This is a genomic window from Calyptranema fuscum S582 (assembly GCF_055793305.1).
In genome coordinates, this window is the sequence record NZ_JBSLYH010000046.1 from 1 (window position 1) to 21,115 (window position 21,115).

At 48.5% G+C, this 21,115-nt stretch carries 17 protein-coding genes; 7 read left to right on the plus strand and 10 right to left on the minus strand.

Going from position 1 to position 21,115, the window contains the following annotated elements:
* The 3 genes from ACR6Z4_RS24735 to atpC form a co-directional block, all read left to right on the plus strand.
* Positions 1-309 (plus strand): PEP-CTERM sorting domain-containing protein (locus ACR6Z4_RS24735; protein WP_479720008.1); only part of this gene is annotated, 309 nt, incomplete at its 5' end.
* A gap of 385 nt (positions 310-694) precedes the next feature.
* A complete protein-coding gene (atpD, locus tag ACR6Z4_RS24740) occupies positions 695-2,152 on the plus strand; it encodes a F0F1 ATP synthase subunit beta (RefSeq protein ID WP_479720009.1) in 1,458 nt (485 codons plus the stop codon).
* 130 nt (positions 2,153-2,282) lie between these two features.
* Entirely contained in the window at positions 2,283-2,690 is a 408-nt protein-coding gene (atpC, locus tag ACR6Z4_RS24745; protein WP_479720010.1) for an ATP synthase F1 subunit epsilon, read from the plus strand.
* A 512-nt stretch (positions 2,691-3,202) separates the two neighbouring features.
* On the opposite strand, the gene ACR6Z4_RS24750 is transcribed toward atpC, so the two are convergent.
* Positions 3,203-3,508: a 30S ribosomal protein PSRP-3 gene (locus tag ACR6Z4_RS24750; RefSeq protein WP_479720011.1), complete on the minus strand. Its 306-nt coding sequence runs from the start codon at positions 3,506-3,508 to the stop codon at positions 3,203-3,205.
* A gap of 213 nt (positions 3,509-3,721) precedes the next feature.
* On the opposite strand from ACR6Z4_RS24750, the gene ACR6Z4_RS24755 reads away from it, so the two are divergent.
* Positions 3,722-4,546, plus strand: coding sequence for a TIGR01548 family HAD-type hydrolase (locus tag ACR6Z4_RS24755; protein ID WP_479720012.1), 825 nt, complete (start codon positions 3,722-3,724; stop codon positions 4,544-4,546).
* A 72-nt stretch (positions 4,547-4,618) separates the two neighbouring features.
* On the opposite strand, the gene ACR6Z4_RS24760 is transcribed toward ACR6Z4_RS24755, so the two are convergent.
* From ACR6Z4_RS24760 to ACR6Z4_RS24795, 8 genes are all read right to left on the minus strand, one after another.
* Complete coding sequence (locus ACR6Z4_RS24760; protein WP_479720013.1) at positions 4,619-5,347, minus strand: CorA family divalent cation transporter; 729 nt, start codon at positions 5,345-5,347, stop codon at positions 4,619-4,621.
* A 249-nt stretch (positions 5,348-5,596) separates the two neighbouring features.
* A complete protein-coding gene (aptA, locus tag ACR6Z4_RS24765) occupies positions 5,597-6,943 on the minus strand; it encodes an omega-aminotransferase AptA (RefSeq protein WP_479720014.1) in 1,347 nt (448 codons plus the stop codon).
* Between the two features lie 377 nt (positions 6,944-7,320).
* Positions 7,321-7,821, minus strand: a complete 501-nt coding sequence (locus ACR6Z4_RS24770) for a chemotaxis protein CheW (RefSeq protein ID WP_479720015.1) — start codon at positions 7,819-7,821, stop codon at positions 7,321-7,323.
* Positions 7,808-11,104 carry a hybrid sensor histidine kinase/response regulator gene (locus ACR6Z4_RS24775; RefSeq protein WP_479720016.1) on the minus strand — a complete coding sequence of 1,099 codons (3,297 nt, stop codon included), beginning with the start codon at positions 11,102-11,104 and terminating at the stop codon, positions 7,808-7,810. The genes ACR6Z4_RS24770 and ACR6Z4_RS24775 overlap by 14 nt, the downstream gene beginning before the upstream one ends.
* A gap of 174 nt (positions 11,105-11,278) precedes the next feature.
* Positions 11,279-13,624 carry a methyl-accepting chemotaxis protein gene (locus tag ACR6Z4_RS24780; RefSeq protein WP_479720017.1) on the minus strand — a complete coding sequence of 782 codons (2,346 nt, stop codon included), beginning with the start codon at positions 13,622-13,624 and terminating at the stop codon, positions 11,279-11,281.
* Positions 13,625-13,635: 11 nt separating this feature from the next.
* Positions 13,636-14,127 (minus strand): chemotaxis protein CheW, encoded by a 492-nt coding sequence (locus ACR6Z4_RS24785; RefSeq protein ID WP_479720018.1) that lies wholly within the window; start codon positions 14,125-14,127, stop codon positions 13,636-13,638.
* 5 nt (positions 14,128-14,132) lie between these two features.
* Positions 14,133-14,498, minus strand: a complete 366-nt coding sequence (locus tag ACR6Z4_RS24790; protein ID WP_479720019.1) for a response regulator — start codon at positions 14,496-14,498, stop codon at positions 14,133-14,135.
* Positions 14,499-14,682: 184 nt separating this feature from the next.
* Positions 14,683-15,861 carry a response regulator gene (locus ACR6Z4_RS24795; protein ID WP_479720020.1) on the minus strand — a complete coding sequence of 393 codons (1,179 nt, stop codon included), beginning with the start codon at positions 15,859-15,861 and terminating at the stop codon, positions 14,683-14,685.
* 259 nt (positions 15,862-16,120) lie between these two features.
* Here ACR6Z4_RS24795 and ACR6Z4_RS24800 point away from each other — a divergent pair, with 259 nt between their 5' ends.
* The 3 genes from ACR6Z4_RS24800 to ACR6Z4_RS24810 all read left to right on the plus strand — a co-directional run bounded on the left by ACR6Z4_RS24800 (position 16,121) and on the right by ACR6Z4_RS24810 (position 20,647).
* Positions 16,121-17,314, plus strand: coding sequence for an amidohydrolase family protein (locus tag ACR6Z4_RS24800; protein WP_479720021.1), 1,194 nt, complete (start codon positions 16,121-16,123; stop codon positions 17,312-17,314).
* 1,120 nt (positions 17,315-18,434) lie between these two features.
* Complete coding sequence (locus tag ACR6Z4_RS24805; RefSeq protein WP_479720022.1) at positions 18,435-19,526, plus strand: peptidoglycan-binding protein; 1,092 nt, start codon at positions 18,435-18,437, stop codon at positions 19,524-19,526.
* A gap of 560 nt (positions 19,527-20,086) precedes the next feature.
* Positions 20,087-20,647 (plus strand): hypothetical protein, encoded by a 561-nt coding sequence (locus ACR6Z4_RS24810; RefSeq protein ID WP_479720023.1) that lies wholly within the window; start codon positions 20,087-20,089, stop codon positions 20,645-20,647.
* A gap of 163 nt (positions 20,648-20,810) precedes the next feature.
* Here the strand turns inward: ACR6Z4_RS24810 and ACR6Z4_RS24815 are convergent, their stop codons facing one another.
* Positions 20,811-21,101: a cupin domain-containing protein gene (locus ACR6Z4_RS24815; RefSeq protein ID WP_479720059.1), complete on the minus strand. Its 291-nt coding sequence runs from the start codon at positions 21,099-21,101 to the stop codon at positions 20,811-20,813.
* Between the last annotated feature and the right edge of the window lie 14 nt (positions 21,102-21,115).

Here is a 21,115-nt window from a genome sequence, read left to right on the forward strand (position 1 = left end):
GCCCCGACGCCTACCCCGACGCCAACCCCGACGCCGACCCCAACCCCGACTCCAACGCCTACTCCGACCCCAACGCCAACGCCGACCCCAACACCGACTCCAACCCCAACACCGACGCCAACCCCAACACCGACGCCTACACCAACCCCAACTCCAACGCCGACTCCAACGCCTACACCAACTCCGACTCCGACCCCAACGCCGACGCCGGATCCGGTTTCTGTGCCCGAGCCATCTTCAACAATGGGGTTAGCTCTACTGGCAGGTTTAGGAGTTGCCTTTAAGAGACGTCAAGGCAAGCGCAAGTGATTGCTGTTTGAGAGCTTTGTGGAGCGCGGCTCTCACCAACAATTTATAAAGTGGAGTAGAGCGCACGCCTACTCCACTAAATTTCGTTGGTATCAAGATGGATGGGCTACGCCGAGAGCATTTTTTAGACGGAGTCTCAGATCTTCTGTCTTAACCTTTTTATAAGAGTTGTATTCAGTGGTAATCTGAAAGTTGGCAACTCCTTGCTGTCAAGCTCACTGCTGTCAACTTCAGTATATGGGCGATGGTTAGTGTGGATAGGTGCACGATAACCCTTAGAATATATTGTGTCTAATCGTTAACGCTAGCTTCTGCTAGGTTATGCCCACCTAAATTTCTTAGTTTCAGGTATCTGGATAAAGCTGATCACACGATAGGCGTAAGCATGGTCACCACAGCAGAAAAAACAAATATTGGATACATTACCCAAATCATTGGTCCCGTTGTAGACGTTAAATTCCCCTCTGGGAAGATGCCACGAATCTACAATGCACTCATTGTGACTGGGACAAACTCAGCCGGACAAGAAGTTTCGGTTACTTGCGAAGTGCAGCAGCTGCTCGGAGATAGCCAGGTACGTGCTGTCTCGATGAGTTCGACCGATGGTCTAGTTCGCGGCATGGAAGCTTTAGACACCGGTGCACCGATTAGCGTTCCGGTTGGAGCTGCCACATTGGGTCGCATTTTCAACGTTTTGGGCGAACCCGTTGATGAAAAAGGTCCTGTTAATACAAAAGACACTTCTCCGATTCACCGCCCTGCCCCTCAACTCACAGACTTGGAAACCAAGCCGTCTGTGTTTGAAACGGGAATTAAGGTGATTGACCTGCTGACTCCCTATCGACGTGGTGGCAAGATTGGTCTATTTGGCGGTGCAGGCGTCGGTAAGACTGTCATCATGATGGAGTTGATCAACAATATTGCAACTCAGCACGGTGGTGTGTCTGTGTTTGGCGGTGTTGGTGAGCGTACTCGTGAAGGAAATGACCTCTACAACGAAATGATGGAGTCTGGCGTTATCAACAAAGATAACCTGGGCGACTCTAAGATCGCGTTGGTCTATGGTCAGATGAACGAACCACCCGGAGCCAGAATGCGCGTGGGTCTTTCGGCGCTGACGATGGCAGAATACTTCCGCGATGTAAATAAGCAAGACGTATTGCTGTTTATTGACAACATCTTCCGCTTCGTTCAAGCAGGTTCAGAAGTATCGGCACTGTTGGGGCGTATGCCTTCTGCGGTAGGATATCAGCCAACTCTGGGAACGGATGTGGGCGATCTGCAAGAGCGGATTACCTCCACCACGGAAGGTTCCATTACTTCCATTCAGGCAGTCTATGTGCCTGCGGATGACTTGACTGACCCAGCTCCTGCAACGACCTTTGCTCACTTAGATGGAACAACGGTATTGTCTCGGGGTCTGGCGTCTAAAGGGATTTATCCAGCGGTTGATCCTCTGGGTTCTACTTCAACGATGCTTCAGCCTGGAATCGTGGGTGATTCTCACTACGATACGGCGCGTGAAGTCCAGTCAACCTTACAGCGCTATAAAGAATTGCAAGACATCATTGCCATTCTGGGTCTAGATGAATTGTCTGAAGATGATCGTCTGACAGTTGCTCGGGCTCGTAAGATTGAACGATTCCTGTCACAGCCTTTCTTTGTGGCTGAAGTCTTTACGGGTTCTCCTGGCAAGTACGTCAAGCTGGAAGAAACTATCAAAGGCTTTAACATGATCCTCAACGGCGAGTTGGATGAACTGCCTGAGCAAGCTTTCTACATGGTTGGAAGCATTGATGAGGCGATCGCCAAAGCTGAGAAGATCAAGGCAGAAGCGAAGTAGGTTTGAGAAATTGGGGATCAGGTTTGTGAAGGGTTAGAGTCAGGCGATCGCCTGATGGCTTGTTCCCTATCCCTGATCCCTAATTTCTGACTCCTGATCTGTTTTCACATTTACTACTTGAGCGGAAGTCATGTCATTAACTGTTCGTGTTATTGCTCCTGACAAGACGGTGTGGGATTCCACCGCAGAGGAAGTGATTCTCCCTAGCACCACGGGGCAACTCGGTATTCTTACAGGTCACGCTCCTTTACTCACCGCTTTAGATACGGGTGTTATGAGAGTGCGTGCCAGTAAGGAATGGTTGGCGATCGCCCTGATGGGTGGTTTTGCTGAAGTGGATCAAAATGAAGTCACGATTTTGGTGAATGGGGCTGAGCGAGGAGATGCGATCGATAAAGACGCCGCTCGCACTGCCTATTCGGAAGCTGAAGCTAAATTCAGCCAGGTTTCTAATGACGATCGTCAAGCTAAAATCCAGGCTACCCAGGCGTTAAAGCGTGCGCGTGCGCGGTTTCAGGCAGCAGGTGGCATGATTTAAATTCAGTGTCATCTAACAGAATCGCCATTAAATCTTAAGGGATCGAACATGTGAGGCTGCATCCTCCGTTTCGTATTGGATTGAGTCTGGCGATTATGGAAAGTTTTAATTCAACAGATTAGACATAGCAGCCAAAGGGCTGGTTAGGACGGGGTGCAGGGGTTCTACCCCTGCACCCCGTCCTGACTAAGCACTCAATTGCTGTACCATAGTGGCAGCCTTGCTCTGCAAGGCTGCCACTATGGTTTTGAATTAAAAAGGACACTGGGTTGGGTGCTATGCGCTCAGAATAGAAAAGGGCACCCCATCGGTGCCCTGTTGAGTTTGAGTAATAGTTCATGATGCAGAGCTTGGATCTGCATCATGAACTATTATTTTTTTGTCTATGGTTTAGACAAACGGCATGGTTGACGTTATACAGCACACTGGTTTGAACACTATGGAAACAGGTTCCTGTTCAAATTCGCCCTGTGCTTAAACCTTACCTTTACACTCGGCTATATGTCTAAATGCTATGCACTTCCAGTAAAGGTAACATCTGGAAATTTTGTTTGAGCCTGAGACATAGGAAGCTTCTTGCCTTCCTCTTGCCAGTAATTGATCACCTCAGTTGCCTTATTGAGAATCTCGATCCGATCTGGTTCCGAAATCCAATGTTTCGATTCCAGTTCTGTCTTTAGTTGTTCCCAAGCGTCATTCCGGGGCCAAAAAAAGTATGAGGTTAGCGGACTTGTGCCCTTTCCTACCACCTGGTCAACCGCAAGTGCAACGTTCTCTTCGAGCCAAAGAACTTTCAGGATGAACTTCGACAAACACACCTCCACTACAGACCCACGCTGTCTTCAATACTACAATCCTTTATAGTAATCCAGGTATTGCTAATTGTGAGCGTTTTATCGATCGCAGTATTGCCAAATCTTGATAACTTGCGAAGAAATATAGTGGTTTGTCCGTCGATACATTACGGTTATTTTGTGAGAACCTTGTGGAGTAAGGCTTTCAAAAAACAATCTATACTTCACGCAAGCGAAATGACAAAATCTGCAATTCTTGTTTTTGATATTGATGGGGTTATCCGGGATGTCGGGGGGTCTTACCGTCGTGCCCTGGCTGATACTGTTGAACAATTTACAGCCGGTGGGTTTCGTCCTTCTGCTACCGAGATTGATGGGTTGAAGGCAGAAGGACTCTGGAATAACGATTGGGAAGCCTCGCGTGAGTTGGTTTATCGTTATTTTGAATTCAAGGGCATGGCGCGCGATCAGGTGACATTGAACTATGAAGAATTGGTTGCTTTTTTCCAAAGCCGTTATCGAGGTACAGATCCAGAGAATTGGAATGGCTATATTTGCCAGGAACCTCTATTAGTTCAGCCCGATTATCTGACGCAACTGACGCAGGCGGAGATCGGGTGGGGATTTTTTAGTGGTGCGACGCGAGGGTCTGCCACTTATGTGTTGCAAAAGCGGTTGGGGTTGCAGAATCCTGTGCTAGTCGCCATGGAAGATGCCCCCGGTAAACCCGACCCCACCGGATTGTTGGAAACGGTGCGGCAGTTGGAACACGGCACTTTAGAACACGGTAATCATGATGAGGAACGTCCGGTAGAAATTGAGGATGCTGCTGTTGTGATTTATGTGGGCGACACCGTAGCCGATATGCAAACCGTTGAGAGAGTGCGTCAGGTTGCGCCCCAGCGACAGTGGATTGGGGTGGGAGTTTTACCGCCCCATGCCCAGGAGCCTCCAGATTATGCGATCGCCTATACCGATACTCTAAAAGCCGCTGGCGCTGAGATTGTGTTGACGAATGTGCAACAGCTAACTGTAGAGTGCGTCAATCAGCTGATTAGCTAACGGAAGATCAACCCTGGCGTTGATGGAGGGCATCGCCGCAACGCTGCGATGCCCTCCATCCATTGCCATGGATTAAAGCCATTTGCCTCGGGTCACCCAATTGCGGACAAAAATGCCCAGGGCGATCGCCCCACCCGCAACCATCCAAAAAGCGAGGATGGGAGCATTCTCAAAGCCACTGGATACATTCATGCCAAAGACACAGGAAACTGCTGTCAGCGGATAAAAAATAGCTGCCAGAACATTGAGCCGATGCCCAGACTCGACGGACTTCATGCCTAATTTCGTCTGTTCTTCTGCCCGTTTGGCAATATCGTAGTCCAGGGCATTTTTAGTATTTTCGTACAGCAAATCTAACGTGCGCTCAATGTCATAAACCCAATCTCGTAAATCAATCAGCTCTCGTTCTTCAGGAATGCCTTCACGGGCAGCCTGTAACGTCGCCTGTAGATTTTTAGTTGCCAACCGTAAGGGAGCCATGCCTTCTAATAAGCGAAAGTAATCTTCGGCTGAGCTTGCCTGTTGATATTCCTGGCTCAGGTGTTCTTCTGCCTGGTTATAACTCTGGATATGTTTAATTAAGGGCTGAAGCCCAACCCCGCCACCACTGTATTCCCATTTTCCGCCTGGCTTGCGCCAAAATAAGACTGCCTCACGGGTGCGATCGCCCGGTTGGGGAACAAGGTGCAGGACTAATAGCAGATGTCCATCAGCAATCATGGCTCGTTGTTTGCCACTTGTTTTTTGCCCAAATCGATTTTTGATGGATTCAGGTAATGACCAGGACGCAGGTAGCTTCATAGGGTCAGATTGCTCTAAAACTACCTATAAATTAACCTTCCGAAACACTGAAAGGAAGTGTAATGCTGCCACCTTTCTCTCCAGCGTTTTATAACGATTTTCAGTCGATTAAGAACCAGATTATGCTTCAAAAGCCATGCTCTGCATGGCTTTTGAAAAATAGTCTCCAATAAGGTACCGCGATCGCTAAGACCTCCAAGGTTTTTAAAACCTCGGAGGTCTAGGGTCTGAAGTCTAGCGTCTTGCGGGTTAAGCCAGTCCTTTCAACACATCCGCCAGCATTTCAAACAGCTGATCGATGTGATGTTTTTCGATAATTAAGGGAGGAGACAGGGCAATAATGTCGCCAGTGGTGCGAATTAGTAATCCCTTTTGGTAGCATTGCAAAAAGCATTCAAAGGCGCGAGCACCCGGTTTTCCGGGAATAGAAGCTAATTCAATGCCTGCAACCAAGCCTAAGTTGCGCGTATCGATGACATGGGGTAAGCCTTTGAGTGAATGGACGGCAGCTTCCCAGTAATCGGATAGGTCGTGGGCACGCTGGAAAAGCCCTTCTTCCTGGTAGATGTCGAGGGTTGCCAGGGATGCCGCACAGGCGACTGGATGCCCCGAATAAGTATAGCCATGCAGGAGTTCGATGCTGTTTTCGGGTGCATCCATAAAGGCATCGTAGAGACCCTGGCGAACAAAGACAGCACCCATGGGGACGGTGCCGTTGCTAATCCCTTTTGCCACGGTGATCATGTCGGGAATGACGCCAAAGTAATCTGCGGCAAAGCCGGTGCCCAATCGTCCAAACCCCGTAATGACTTCATCAAAAATCAGCAAAATGCCATACTTGTCGCAAATTGCTCGCAGTCGTTCGAGATAGCCTTTGGGAGGAATCAAAACGCCTGTTGACCCGGCTACAGGTTCAACAATCACGGCTGCAATGTTGGAGGCATCGTGTAATGCGACGATGCGTTCTAGTTCGTCTGCTAGATGGGCACCCCATTCCGGTTGCTTTTTGCTGAACGCATTGTGTTCCAGATTGTGGGTATGGGGCAGGTGATCGACGCCCGGTAGAAGGCTACCAAAGACCTTGCGATTGGGACCGATGCCACCTACCGAAATGCCGCCAAAACCTACGCCGTGGTAGCCACGTTCTCGCCCGATCAAGCGTTGCCGGGTGCCCTGACCACAAATTCGGTGATAGGCGATCGCAATTTTTAGGGCAGTATCGACGGCTTCGGAACCGGAATTGGCAAAGAAGACATGGTTGAGATCAGCGGGTAGCATTTTTGCTAGCCGATCTGCCACCTGAAAAGCTCCAGGATGCCCCATCTGAAAGGCGGGGGCGTAGTCTAAGGTGGCAACTTGCTGATGAATGGCTTCAATAATTTTGGTGCGACAATGTCCGGCATTGACGCACCACAAACCTGCCGTTCCATCTAAAACTTGCCGACCATCTTCGGTCATATAGTGCATATCCTTCGCAGAAACGAAAATGCGAGGATTTGCTTTAAACTGTCGATTTGCCGTAAACGGCATCCAAAAGGCTTCTAGTTCTTCTCGTGTCGCAGCCTTGGTTCCGGGGTGGGTAAGCTCTTGCACCATCTGTTTTTACCAAAGTCTCAATGACTTCATTCTAAAGGTGCGATCGCAGTAGCTTCACAAACTGTAAAAGGAAGCATCCTACCGATGACTCATTGAGAACCTGATGAATGATTGGGTCGGAGGCATCCAATCCTGTGAGGGCATAGCATTTGGGCAAGGATTTTCGAGATCAATCAAGGATCTTTTACTGTAGCGCTGTGCAGGTTGATTCAGAACGGTGTGGTGGGGCGCTCCGCGCCCCACCACACCGTTTCTGTACTGAACGAACGCGTACACCGCTATAAATGCTATGCCCCTACGCTAGGGCAATATAAACTGGGTTAGAACCAGGGATTGATTTTTGTCGGGCGATCGCCAACCTATGCATCGCATTGAATTTATTCATCTGCTGATTCTGGATCGCCCAGTTGAAATGAAGTTAATGAAACGTCATTTACCAATACACGAGCGGGATCCAGAAGAAATAGGGTTTGGGTTGTGTTGTTGTGGCGAATTGATGCCGTGTGGCTGGCAATGCCTAAACTATCGCGATCGCGGTAATCGCAGGGTAAGGGATGAATTGTTGACAGGGGCAATGCGGTGATCGTGGGTAAGGCGGTAGATAACACCCCATAAAGCGTTTGATCGGGCGCTTCCAGCAAAACCACATATTGCTCAGTCACGGGATTGGGACAACCGAAGATTTTTTGATGTAAATCGATAATTACCGCTTCGCGGTTTTCAATATGGGCAATGCCTAACTGCTGTTGTCCGCCCTTGAAGATTTCTGGTGTGCGAATCACCTTCTGAACATCCTGTAATTTCAAGGCGAGTTGCAGATTTTGAATCGGCACTATCAAAACTTGCAGGGTGGCTTCTTTGACTTTAGTGGTTTGCATAGACAGGCGTGCTGGTAGAGGAGTGAGACGACAAATTTGTGCTTAATGTTTTCAGCAGATCTTGTTCTAAATAAGGCTTGGTTAAAAAGGCAGTGGCTCCCATCAGATCAGCCACCTGACGATGCTTTTTACTTCCCCGTGAGGTCAGCATAATCACAGGCAAATGGGTTTTAGGAAATGTTTGGCGGCAACAACTTAAAAACTCAAAGCCATTCATGTGGGGCATTTCAATATCACAAAAAACAGCTTGAATCTCTGTGTCGCGATGCAAGTGCTCTAAGGCTTCCCGTCCATCCCGCGCCTGTATGGTGCGATATCCTGCTTTTTTCAGGGTCAATATCAGGGTTTGCCGCGTCGTGAGTGAGTCATCCACCACCAATACCAGAGGAATTGCAGGTGCGGGTGGAATAGCGGGAATGCTCCGATGGGACGGTTCTAAAACGGCTGGATCAGATGCTTCAATCTGAGTTGCCATGGATTGTGACTGTTGTTGTGCAACCAATGCCTGACCATCAATCACCGGCACCAGCGAACCATCGCCCAAAATGGTGCAGCCATAGAGGTAGGGTGGTGGTGCAATGGCAGAACCAAAGGGTTTAATCACCAGTTCTTGTTCTTGCAAGATTTGATCGACTTGCAACGCTATGACTTGCGAACTCCCAGAAATGAGCAGCAGAGGAATTTTGCCATCTTGCGGCAAGGGAATTGCCTTTGGCTTTTCAGTAAAGCTTCTGACTAGAGGATAGTGCTGAAGAAAGATGGATTGGGTGTAGAGCGGAATCAGTTGATCGTGCCAGCGATAAAATGGTTTTCCTTGAATGGTTTGGATTTGATCGGCAGACGCTGTCACGATCGAAACCAGGCTATCGACAGACAACGCCATCAGACTAGAATGAAGGCTGAAAACTAGCAGTTTAGCGATCGTCAGCGTCAGCGGTAAACGTAAGGTAAAGGTGGTGCCTTTCCCCGGTTGCGAGACAATGGTGATGCTGCCTTTCAAGCTTTTGACTTGCGATCGCACCGCATCTAAACCAACGCCCCGACCGGATAATTCACTGATTTTCTGAGCCGTTGAAAACCCAGGAATAAACAGGCAATTATAAAGGCGATCGTCGGATAGGGTGAGAACTTCAGACGCTGGCATGAGATTGAGGCTGATAATCTTGGTGCGAATTTCTTCTAGATTGATGCCCCGACCATCATCCTGGACTTCAATACAAGTCTGATTGCCACGGTGGTAGGCACGAATTTCAATGGTTGCATCTGCTGATTTTCCTTGAGCCATTCGCTCTTCAGGAGATTCAATCCCATGGTCAAAGGCATTGCGAACCAAATGCACGAGGGGATCATAGAGTTTTTCTAGCAATACTTTATCGACCAGCGTTGCCGTTCCACTAAGCTTGAGGGTGGCACGTTTATGAAACGTATTGGATAAAGTACGCACCATGCGGGGAAAGCGCTGGAGCACATCGCCCAGAGGTAACATCCGTGCCCACAACAAATCATTCCGAATTTGTTTTAAGGTCTGTTGTTTCTTGCGCAGAGGTTGTTGAGCTTGCTGAGTCAGGAGTGCCATATCGCGCATGGCTTCTCCTAATTGAGCAATTTCTTCGATCGTCTCCTGTACCAACGTCTGGAGATGGCTATAGGAGTCCATCTGGAGCGGATCAAAATCTGCTTCAGCGTGGAAGGCAGAAAATGGAGATGGTGGTGGAGGGGGGGGTAAGGCTTGCAGGGACGCTTGGGAGGCGTTTAGCCGTCCGTGAGTGTGGGATTCAAAGGGGGTATTGCGATCGCTAATGTGCTGCAATTTGGCACGTTCGTTTTGGCGGCGATCGCTCCAATCTTGAAGTTCTTTAGTGATCTGTTCAAAATGGCTGAACCGTTGCACCATCAGCGTAAGAGTCTCTTGAAGCTGCTGGTTTTGCAGCACTGAACTGTTCTCGTGAGTGACCAGTTCACCCACCAGGTTGTTGAGTCGCTCTAACCGCGCAAAATCGACCCGCACCGTATTAGAAACCGGGTTAGAAACGAGTTTAACGGGCTGTTCTGGCGATGGCAGCGGCGATTGAGACAGAGGGGATGGGGATGAAGGGGATAGAGGGGTTAACGTCACCTCCTCTGCTTCAACGGGTACAACCAGAGAATTGGCATTGGCGATCGCATGATTTAGTGATAGCAGGTCAGAACTTAGACCCGCTTCAGGCTGGTCCAGCAGGACAGACGATGTCAGATGGGATTCAGCATAGACCCCGGAGTCGGATAGCCCTTCTAAATCAAGGTCGGCAAGTTGCCCGAAAAAATTATCTTCTAGTCCGACATCCTCTAAGTCTTCATCCTCCAGAATTCCTAAGATGTTAAAAAAGTCAGGATCGACGGATTCATCCTGAAGCTCATCCAATTCATCCAATTCACCCAATTGATCTAATTCATCCAATTGATCCTGATCAAAGGCAATCGGGTGATCGGGATGATCATCGTGTTCCTGGTCTAAAGTAATGTGCGTAAAGCTGAGAAGGGCAGCTTCTGGCTCACCCCCTTGATTGCGATCGCCGCCAATCACCTGCATCTGAGCAATCCGAAAGTTGCTGAGGGCAATCCGTCCAATCTCCAACATATGCTGGGGTTGGGCTTGTAGTGCGGCAATGGTAGCTTTCGCGATCGCGGCAAACCCCGGCAAACTCAGCAGTTCACCCAGACCAATAAACACCTCTGACTGCGCCCGAATTTCCCCGGCAACTTCTTCGGTTTCTGGTGAGGATAAGACCTGCTCCAACCGCTGAAGCCCTTGTTCGACATCGCCTGTAAACACAACCTGGACAATATCAACACCCAATTCCACCGACGAGGGCAGGCTGGCATCCAGGTCTACCGTATCACCCAGTTTCTCTTTTAATTGGGAAAAGATCGGCTCAGCCCGTTGTAGTGCCGCTTCAGGATCATGACTGCCCGTTTGGACTTGTTCTAATAATGGCGATCGCAAACAATCATAAGCTTGAAGTAAGAGATCTTCTACTTGCCGATCGATTTCGACCTCTTGCCGATATAACACCCGCAGCACGTCTTCTAGCTGGTGCGCCAGGACTTGGATGCTGGTTAAGTCAATACTGGCAGCACCCCCCTTAATCGAGTGCGCTGCTCGCATTAATTCATGAATTTTGGGAACACTTCGATCCTGCCGCAGGTCAAGTAATCCTTCCTCAAGAATCTGCAATAACTCCACCGATTCTTGAGTGAAAAACAAGTATGCCTGATCACGAATTTCTGGGTCGAGGACAAACATGGCAATGGAGAGATTTAAGGATTAGGGATTAGGACGATTACAACGCTGATTTGGACGGAGGTAGATTTGCTAAATCTTGGGATGAATGTGAATGTGAACCCGAAGGGTTCACATTCACATTCATCCTTCAAACGAACACCATGGCTATGGGTGATGAAGTAAATTCAGCGTCAATTACTGCACCTTAAACTGGGAAACGCTAACTTGTAGCTCGTTGGCAACTTGCAGCAATTGGTTAAAGGAACTCGCTACCGTTTCAGATTGCTTGGAGGTGTCATTGGCGATCGCTGCCACCTGTTGCATGGTTGTGCTGACTTTGGTGGAAGCCTGAGTTTGCATCGCCGTGGCTTGGGAGATTTCTTTGACCAATCGGTTAATCTGACCGCTGACTGCGCCAATTTGTCCCAATTTTTGCCGTGTTTCTTCAACTAACTTGGTTCCGTTGACCACCTGATCTGTACCTGCTTCCATGGCGTTGACCACTTCGTTAGTTTGGGTTTGAATTTCTTCCACCAACTGTTCAATTTCAGCCGTTGCAACGGTTGATTGTTGCGCCAGCGATCGCACTTCTTCAGCAACGACCGCAAAGCCTCGACCTTCTTCACCGGCACGAGCGGCTTCAATTGAGGCGTTGAGTGCTAACAAGTTGGTCTGAGACGCAAAGTTACCAATCAGGTTAACCACGCGAGAAATTTTCTGAGATGCTTCACCCAGACGCTTCACTTTCTTAGCCGCTTCTGCCACCGTCTCACGGATTTCAGAAATCCCCAAAACGGTGCGGTTCATCGCTTCGTCGCCTGCTCGAATGCTTTGATTGGCTTGCATCACCCCTTGTTCTGCTTGTTTAGCGCGACTGGCAACCCCTTGAATGGACGTAGCCATTGCTTGAATTTGCTCCAATGCACCCATAATTACCTGCATCTGCTGTGTCGCTTCTGCCGATAAGGCTCCGACTGCCGTTTCACTATGAGATGCGGTATCAGCTACTGCTTTAGATGCGGTTTGCACCTGCTGTACAATCTGCCGCAGCGAGCGAATAATGGCGTTGTAGGAATCTGCGATCGTGCCGACTTCATCGGCGGTGACGCTTGCCCGAACCGTCAAATCTCCTTTACTGACGGGGTCTACTTCCATCAAAAGTTCCAATGCTCGTTTTTGCAGAAATTCCTTTTGCTGTCGCTGCTCTGTAGCAACTTGATCTGCTTCACTACGGGCTTCCTGACGAGCCAATTCAATCCGTTGGGTTTCTGCTTTTTGGTTTTCTACCAGTGTCTCAATTTGCTCTGCCATCAGGTTGATGTTGCTTCCCAGAACGGCTAATTCATCCTGTCCTACCACCTGAAGTCGAGTATCAAGGCTACCTTGCCCAATCTGTTCTACTGCTTTCGCCGCATCTTGGATGGGCTGGGTCGCTCGCTTAACCAGGAATGCCGCGACTAATGCGACCATACCCGACGTCATCAAGGTGCCCAATAACAACACCCATCTCAAATCATTTTGTGCTTTGTAAACATTGTCTGCATACGCCGCAAAGGCTACTCCCCAGTTGAGATTGGGCATTCCTTCCAGATTATCTGTGACATCAAACCCAATCAACTGAGGTTCCTGTCTATCTTTATCGGACGAAATCAAGGTGGTCGGTTTGCCTTCGCTGCGAACAGCCGCAAACCCAGGGAAAATAGAATCAATGGGTTGATTTAACTGGTCTGGCTCAACGGCCATGAAGATTTTACCAGTCCCATCAAAGACGTGGTATTCATCTGCATCGGTCTCACCAAAGTCGCGAATCACTGCTTCTAGCTTGTCTACAGGAATACGGGTTCGAATCACAGCAATGGTTCTGCCGCTAACCACATCCTTAATAGGGGCTGCCAGGTGAATGCTTAAAATGCCCGATGAAGCTGAAATTTCTGGAGTGCTAATCACAGGGCGATCGCTTTGTAAGACCGCTTGAAAGTAAGCGCGATCGCGATGATTGCCTAATGCTGCTCCACTGGTTTGTAATAGGGGATTGCCATTGAGATCAAAGACCGCAATACTATCGTAGGTTCCGTAACTGGTTTTGTACTGCTCCAGCACTTGCACCTTGTCTTGTGCCGTCAATACGTCGCGCAGTCTCGGATCTCGTAGAATGGGCAAGTTTGCCAGAACTTGAATGTCACCATACCGTTCAAACATAAAACGATTGAGTGCATCTATCAAGCTAGATGCTTGTTCAACCTGAGTGATCCGCACCTCTGTATCAATTGTTTTGTCAGCAGCCAGATACGCTACTCCGCCAATCACCGCGACGGGCACACACCCCAGAGCGATCGCTAAAATAGTTGCTTTTGTTCTGAGTGTTAACTGACTGAATTTAAACGATTTGAGATTAAACGAACCTGGTTTTTTCGGAGGTGAAGAGGGGTTTGGTGTGCGTTTGCTGCGAGGATGGGTATTGGTAGGGGCAGCGTCTGTTGCCGTGACAAATGTGTGCGTATCAGATTGAGAAGCAGCAGAAGAATGACCATTGACCAGCATGATGACAGTCCTTATGACGGGTTAGTTGCTAAAGAATCAATCAAGGTTGCACTATCTAAAACCAGTAGGGTTTCTCCTTGGGGACTTAGCCAGTAACCTTGCAAATAAGGCGATCGCTCCAGGGGCTGCTGTTGCAGGATAGGAATAGGTTGAATCTGGGTTGGATAACACCGAATCATCTGGCTAATTTGCTCAACCACCAATCCGAGAATATGAGTTTGATGTTGAACAATAATGACGCTGTAGTTCGATGGTAAGTAGGTTTGACGCGATAACGGAGGGGCTCCCAACAGATAGCCCAGATCGGCTAACCACAGTACTTCCCCCCGCCAATTGCAAACTCCCATGACATAGGTTGGGACATCGGGAATGGGAACAATTTGATGGGGCGCTAGGGTCAGGACTTCAAGCAATTGCTTAATCGGCAGCATGGCTTGAATTTGAGGTGGAAGCTGGAAGCTTAAAAATAACTGGGTCTTTTCAACGCTGGGAGCTTGAGTCATCGTCTTTATCCTTGAACGACTAACTTCACGGTGCGGACTAATTCTTCTGTATCCAGAGGTTTTGTCAAGTAGGAAGCAGCCCCTTGTTTCATGCCCCAAAATTTATCCATCTCGCCATCTTTGGTCGAACACATGACGACTGGGATGCTACGGGTTTCTGGGTTTTCTTTGAGTTCACGGCAAAGTTCAAAGCCACTTTCACCCGGTAAAACAACATCTAAAACGACCGCATCAGGTTTTTGTTGTTTGATTTTGATTTTGGCATCTTCACTGCTGGTTACCAGAACGGTGTTAAATCCGGCTTTACGAAGGGTGGCTGAAATTACTTCAGCCTGGGTTAGCGTATCTTCGACGACAAGAACAGTTGCCATGATGAAATCTCCTGGTGAGTTGAATATAGGGATACCGACTGCAAATGGAATTTTGGCTATTGCCATGCTTCATCGGTTAGCTTCAATCGGTCATCCACTGAGCGTTTTGGCACACGAACGGGACTGTGAATCTCCGAGTTAGGGGATTCACTCACATTCCCTTGATCTGTGCCCAGGTATCGGTTTAGGCGATCGCAAAATTAGAAGTAGGATGAATGTCTACGGCGATCGCTTCCCCCAGATATTTCTGCACAACTTGCAGCACTTTATGGGGTTCTGGGGGTTTGCTCAGGAAATCTGAGGAGCCTGCTAGCTTTGCCCGAACCCGATCGACAACGCCATCATGACCCGTCAAGATCACAATGGGGGTGTCTTGAAAGGCTGACGTTTTTCGTAAAAAGGTACATAATTCATAGCCATTGGTATTTGGCATCACCAGATCCAGGAAAATCAGATCAGGTTTACGGTCTAATAAATTCGCAATCCCTTGCAATGGATTGAGGATGGTTAATACTTCATAACCAGCAGGCTGTAAAATTTGCGTTAGCATTTGACCAATCACCGGACTGTCATCAATGCAAGCAATCAGCTTCGCCGGTTTACGTGGATGGGTTGCAACCGTTGCTTTATACCAATGGGCGGGTAAATCTGGGATTTCTTTGAGTTCAATCACGCCTTGACGAATCAAGGGCAACAGGAAACGAATCAAGATAGGGAGCGATCGCTGCGTATGCAAGGCAACATCCCATAGCGTCTTTTTCCCCTGCATTAATTTAATTAAGTTCTTATAAACGACCGGAGACGCTTTACTTCTAAGCTGCTCAGAATCGCGAATGACGGGTGCTAAATCGGGAGAAAATTGCGTCAATAAATCTTGTAAGTGCCCTAACCCAGAGCTTTGCCATTGCTGGCGCAGTTGCTGAGCTTCTTCTAAAACCTGCTCAACCGAAAGAAACGTGGCTTGTTGAGTAATCGGTTTACCCGGATGCCAGGAGCTATCTAAAGAGCCTTTGCCAATAAACGCAAACACCACTTCTCGCACGATATCTTGAACAATCGCTTTAGCTGTCGCCGCACTAATATATCCCTGGCTAACGGCTTGATTGAGTAAATCAACTTCCCATACTGCATGGTCAGATCGGGCTTCGGTTAACCAATCCATAGCAGCGGCATCGGTGCAGTGATGCTTGAATGCTCTATACCAGCGTCGAACAGGATGTTTACCGCCCGTAGCATACACGAGTCGTCCTAAGTAAAAGTAGAGTTGCCACTGGGGGGAGGTTGCCTGGCTAGGGGTGATGACTAACTCACCAGTGGCACGCCGCTGTTGCAGTACCAAAAGGTCATGAGCGATTTTAGTCATCACAGTCATGTCGTTAGTCATAAACCACTATCCTGTTCACTTGATCTCAACGTTAAGTTGGAAAAGTGAAATTCTTGGGTCAGATTTTGGGAATCTACAAAACTTAGTAATTACCAGCGATGCTAGACATCCTCTTTACCTACGTTATCGTCAACAACAAAACAGTAACCCTGTCCCTCCTCGTTCTACTATAAGGTTTCAGCATTTACCGCTGTCCTGAAAACGTACGGCAGCTTCGCAGGAAGTTAGTAGTAAAGTTATGTATAGTTACGATCTCGTGATCAAAGGGGCGACGCTACCCGATGGCTCTCGCACAACTGTTTATGTGAAAGAGGGTTGCATTGCCGCAATGGGTCAACCTCAGGGTAGCTTGGAACCTATCGCCAACGAAATCGACCTGGAAGGAGCGTTGCTTTTACCCGGTTTGATTGATGGTCACATTCATTTAGACAAGACCTTTTTGGGGGCAGGTTGGCAGCCGCATATCCGGGGGGGGACGGTTCGTAAACGGGTCGTGGCAGAAAAAAAAGCGCTGTCGAAGTTGACAGTTGCGGTTGAGCAGCGGTCAACGGAGTTGCTAAAACTGGCGGTGTCGCGGGGTTCGACCTATTTACGGACGCACGTTGATATTGACCCGGAACTGGGGCTAAACAATTTGGAAACGTTGTTGCAATTGCGGCAAGACTATCGCCATTGGGTGTCAATGCAAATTGTGGCGTTTCCCCAGAGTGGCGTGATCTCTTGTCCCGGCACGGTGGAGTTGTTAGATGAGGCGATCGCTCAAGGAGCCGATTTAGTCGGTGGGCTTGATCCGGCATCGATCGATGGCGATATTGTTGGGCAACTGGATGCTATTTTTGCGATCGCCGACCGACATGGGGTTGGGTTAGATATTCATCTTCATGACCCCGATCATTTAGGGGCTTACCAGCTGCAACAGATTGCATTGCGAACGCTGGCGCATGGCATGGCAGGCAAGGTCACTGTGAGCCATGCCTATTGCCTGGGGCAGGTGCCGGAAATTATTTTATATCAGACTGGAGAAAAACTGGCAGAGGCAGGCGTCACGATTATGACCAATGCCCCCGGCAGCCACGAATTTCCACCGATCGCCCAATTACGGCAAATCGGGGTGACGATTTTTGCAGGTTCCGATAACATTCGCGATGCCTGGTGGCCGTTTGGGGATGCCGATATGTTGGAACGGGCGATGCTGATTGCCTATCGATCGGACTTTCGCACCGATGAAGAGTTAGCCGTGGCATTTGCTATGACCACGACTGATGCAGCGATCGCCCTGGGGTTACCCTGTTATGGTCTTCAAGTCGGTGCCCCGGCTGATTTTATAGTAGTGGCGGCTGATTCAGTGGCGGAAGCGGTAGTGGCTCGCCCACCCCGTCAGTGGGTGATCAAAGCTGGGTGTCCCATCGTACATCATGGACAGTTCTTGTAGAGCGGTCATTTTATGAGGCTCAAACACGAATTCGCTATAGTCTGCCAGAGTGTCTAAGCCAATCAGACTGAGGGCAATTTCTCCGAGCAACCAGAGGAGCGTTCGAGTAATGAACTGGTTCCATCGCACATTCATGGCGTCCTCCAGCCTGAGGTAAGGCGTGGTGTTAGCTGAGGGCTAGATGCTTAAATCTAGCCCTTAGCCCTTGATCAGCGTCTAGATCACTCATCTAAGAACCGCTGTAATCATCAGTGTGTGCGATCGCTCTGAGCCACTGCTGACCCTATGCTGAGAAGGATCTAAAAATGTCGTGAAAAAACTGAGCGTTTTCGGAGCGCTCAGAGGCTGTTTGAAAAGTGATTGGTTGTGATTTTCGACACTGGCTGATCCCCCTAAATCCCCCTTCTCGGAGGGTAGGGTTTAGGGGGATCTGAAACAGGTTGCTACCGACAGTAGGACTTTTAAAACACCCTCTAAACCCATCAGGATCCTGACGACATTAAAAACCATAACTTGTTTAGCTTGTTTAGCGGAGTGCGGCTTCGCCAAATAGGTTATTTAAGTTATTTTATGGAGATCTTTAGTTTAAGAATTAAATCAGATTTTAGATGGGGAGCTTAAGGAAGATTCCATGGGCAAACTTGATTTTTAGCGGTGATACTGCTAACTCAGGATATTAAAGATGTGTGGTATGTTCAGCGATCGCATGATACAGTTTGCAATCTAAAGAAATTTTGCTAGAAGCAAAAGCTGAGAAATTCTAAAGAATTTATAGGAAAGTATCTCGATTAGCATTATTTAGTCCAGAAAAAATCCCCTAAAAGGATGATTTTATAAGCTTTTTCAGACTTATGCGATCGCTCCATTCCTTTAGTTTTATCCCTTTATAAAGCCCATTGGAACAGCAAAATTGATAGGCAATGCAAGCCGTTATAAAAGTAAATAAAATCATTCTCAACGAAAGAGTTGTTGGTTTCTAAAAAGGTGGCGTATCCTATGAATTAGTCAGTATAGAAGTTAGAGGTTTCAATTGTTGGTTCAATCGTACTAAACTTGAACCCCTAATTTTTAACAAACCTGTGGACTATATTCCTTATTCCAGAATTCTTTGGAGTGCCTTATGGAACAGCTCGCATTTGTTCACGCAGCAATAGCGTATGAAGATCCAGCTCCTGCCCCGGAACTGCGATCGCTCGATGAATTAACTCCAAACCTATCTCCTACTGCACTTGTCAGTGTGGCTAGCGGAGTAGTTGCTGCCTCAATTTTGACAGCTGCCCCCAATGCGCAAGCTGTGGTTCAGTATGGAGATGTTTGCTCAGCCGTTAGCGATGTCCAGGAAGCGTTGCAGGATGAGGGTTATTATTCCGGTGGAATTGATGACATCTTTGGCAGCGGTACAGAGTCTGCAGTCAGACGGTTTCAGACTGCCAGCGATTTAAGTGCTGACGGAATTGTGGGACCGGCAACGGCTGATGCATTAGGCTTGAGCGATGCTGAAAACGCAGATAGCCCTTTTGGGGTTGGTAATTCCTGTAGCAGCAGTAGTGATGGGGGTGGGGGTGGGCTGCCTGCGGGCACTTACTACATTGATTCTTCTGATGGAGCCAATATCCGTCGTACACCCAACGGCACCATCATTGGCAGTAAAGGCAATGGTTCATCCGTTACCATTACCTCCGAACAAGAATCAGCTGGGGGCTACAACTGGGCAAGACTTTCGGATGGCTCAGGTTGGGTCGCGACAGACTTTCTCGCCAGTAGTGACGACAGCGACAGTGGCAGCGATGGTTTACCAGCAGGCACCTACTACGTCGATTCTTCAACCGGGGTCAACATTCGTAGCACTCCCAACGGCACCATCGTGGGCAGTACAGGCGGTGGTGCAGCGGTTACTATTACTTCCGAACAAGAATCAGCCGGAGGCTACACCTGGGCGGAGCTATCGGATAGCTCAGGCTGGATCGCAACAGAATTTTTATCCAGCAGTGATGATAGTAATGGCGGCGGCGGCGGCTCTCCGGGTAGAGCAGAGGTAACGGCTGCTGCGTTGATTGTCCGTAGTTCACCCAATGGCTCAGATACAGGCGAAACCCTTTATCGGGGTGACGTTGTTCGGGTAACGGGTGTGACTCAAACGGGCGGAGGCGTAGAGTGGTCAGAGCTTTCCAGCGGAGACTGGGTCGCCACTGACTATCTCGATCTCTTGTAGACGCTTTACTAACACTCATACGTGTACGTGCAATTAACGCTGGAGATAGTCTTAAGGAACGTCTCCAGCGTTTTATGATCTGAGCTGTGAAATTTGGTGTGGATGCCGCGCTTTGCGCGGCATCCACACCAAATTTCACAATTGGATGACGCAGTGTTGATGGGGATTGGTTTGGACTGTTACTCTACGGAACTCGGCAACTTATGCCAGGTAAAATACGTCACCTAATTATAGAAATTTGTTGCTGAGACGCTTGCCGATGGTTAAGGCTCGTAGATTTTATAAAACTTACTCTTCTTTTTAAGAAAGCGATGGCTTCGCTGTTGCTCTCTTAAAAGACTGATAGGTTAATCAATCTGGGAACCTAAGTTGCTCCAAGCAAACGTTTTGCATAACTACGGGGTGCTAATTTTTGCGATCGCTTTTGTCTTGGTTAACCCCATCAGATTTTCTGATTCGGTATAATCCGTCAGTAATGAGTTGAGTGATCTCCCAATACCCCGACACTGTTGATGCAACCCCAGTTTTACTCTCCAGCTATAACACGGCGGGCTAAACCAGTGCCGTGCCTCATTCTGGCATCTCGTGACCAGTATTACTCTTGCCACATCCGAGTGCCCGATCAAGACCACCCATTAGCCGCGATTCGGGTTGGCGATCGCTACTTTAGCTTTTTTCAAACCTTATCCGATAGTAAACGGGCATTGAGTCTGGCAATTAAACTCAGCCATCGGGGCGATGCGGCTGCGATTACCCAAACTGCCAAAGGATATGCGATCTGGATCTGGGAACTGGATGCGGTTCCGGCAGCTCGTACCCCACGTAACTCATCCCCTTCTCTGCAATTAACCGAACCCGCTCTATGTAAACTATTGGTATCTCAAGATCAGTACCAAACGCTAGAGATTCACGTCCCTGATTTAGAACAATCCATCGCTGCCGTTTTAACCGATGGTCGATATTACAGCATTTTTCGGGTGGAATCTCAGGTCAATAAGGTGCTGGAAATTGTTGCCAAAATTACTCAGAGAGGCGATGAAACAGCGATCGCCCGTATGGATAATGGCTATGCCATTTGCATCTGGGAACCAGATGCCTCTCCGCTTAAATCGGTTTCCTGAGCGAATACTCCTCAAGCCAGGAGGCGCGAGATCCATGTTGAGGATCTCGCGCCTCCTGCATCAGCGTCTGGCGTAGATGATTTTGGGGATGAATTTGCCCGTGAAACCTTCGGTTTCACGGGTAAATTCATCCCGCCATTAAGCAATGCTCAATGCTTTAACGTTAGCCAAAATAATAATGTTTTTTGACGGCTTGCAAAATGTTCCAGGTGCAGGACATTCCGGCTGGAAACGTCACCAGGTCGCCTTTGCCAAATCGTACTGGTTCACTGCCATCCGGGGTAACGATGACCTCCCCTTCCAGTAAATAACAGGTTTCCCGCTCATCATAAGTCCAGGGAAATTCCGAGACATCCTTCGTCCAAATCGACCATTTGAAAACGCCCAATTCTTCTAACCGGGCAGCACTGGGTTGAGGCTCGACCTGGATATTAAGTTGCGTAGGGCTTACCATCATTTACACTCTCA

Coding starts and splice junctions, on each gene's coding strand:
- atpD (WP_479720009.1), top strand. CDS start 695: ATGGTCACCACAGCAGAAAAAACAAATATTGGATACATTACCCAAATC.
- atpC (WP_479720010.1), top strand. CDS start 2,283: ATGTCATTAACTGTTCGTGTTATTGCTCCTGACAAGACGGTGTGGGAT.
- ACR6Z4_RS24755 (WP_479720012.1), top strand. CDS start 3,722: ATGACAAAATCTGCAATTCTTGTTTTTGATATTGATGGGGTTATCCGG.
- ACR6Z4_RS24760 (WP_479720013.1), bottom strand. CDS start 5,347: ATGAAGCTACCTGCGTCCTGGTCATTACCTGAATCCATCAAAAATCGA.
- aptA (WP_479720014.1), bottom strand. CDS start 6,943: ATGGTGCAAGAGCTTACCCACCCCGGAACCAAGGCTGCGACACGAGAA.
- ACR6Z4_RS24770 (WP_479720015.1), bottom strand. CDS start 7,821: ATGCAAACCACTAAAGTCAAAGAAGCCACCCTGCAAGTTTTGATAGTG.
- ACR6Z4_RS24775 (WP_479720016.1), bottom strand. CDS start 11,104: ATGTTTGTCCTCGACCCAGAAATTCGTGATCAGGCATACTTGTTTTTC.
- ACR6Z4_RS24780 (WP_479720017.1), bottom strand. CDS start 13,624: ATGCTGGTCAATGGTCATTCTTCTGCTGCTTCTCAATCTGATACGCAC.
- ACR6Z4_RS24785 (WP_479720018.1), bottom strand. CDS start 14,127: ATGACTCAAGCTCCCAGCGTTGAAAAGACCCAGTTATTTTTAAGCTTC.
- ACR6Z4_RS24790 (WP_479720019.1), bottom strand. CDS start 14,498: ATGGCAACTGTTCTTGTCGTCGAAGATACGCTAACCCAGGCTGAAGTA.
- ACR6Z4_RS24795 (WP_479720020.1), bottom strand. CDS start 15,861: ATGACTAAAATCGCTCATGACCTTTTGGTACTGCAACAGCGGCGTGCC.
- ACR6Z4_RS24800 (WP_479720021.1), top strand. CDS start 16,121: ATGTATAGTTACGATCTCGTGATCAAAGGGGCGACGCTACCCGATGGC.
- ACR6Z4_RS24805 (WP_479720022.1), top strand. CDS start 18,435: ATGGAACAGCTCGCATTTGTTCACGCAGCAATAGCGTATGAAGATCCA.
- ACR6Z4_RS24815 (WP_479720059.1), bottom strand. CDS start 21,101: ATGGTAAGCCCTACGCAACTTAATATCCAGGTCGAGCCTCAACCCAGT.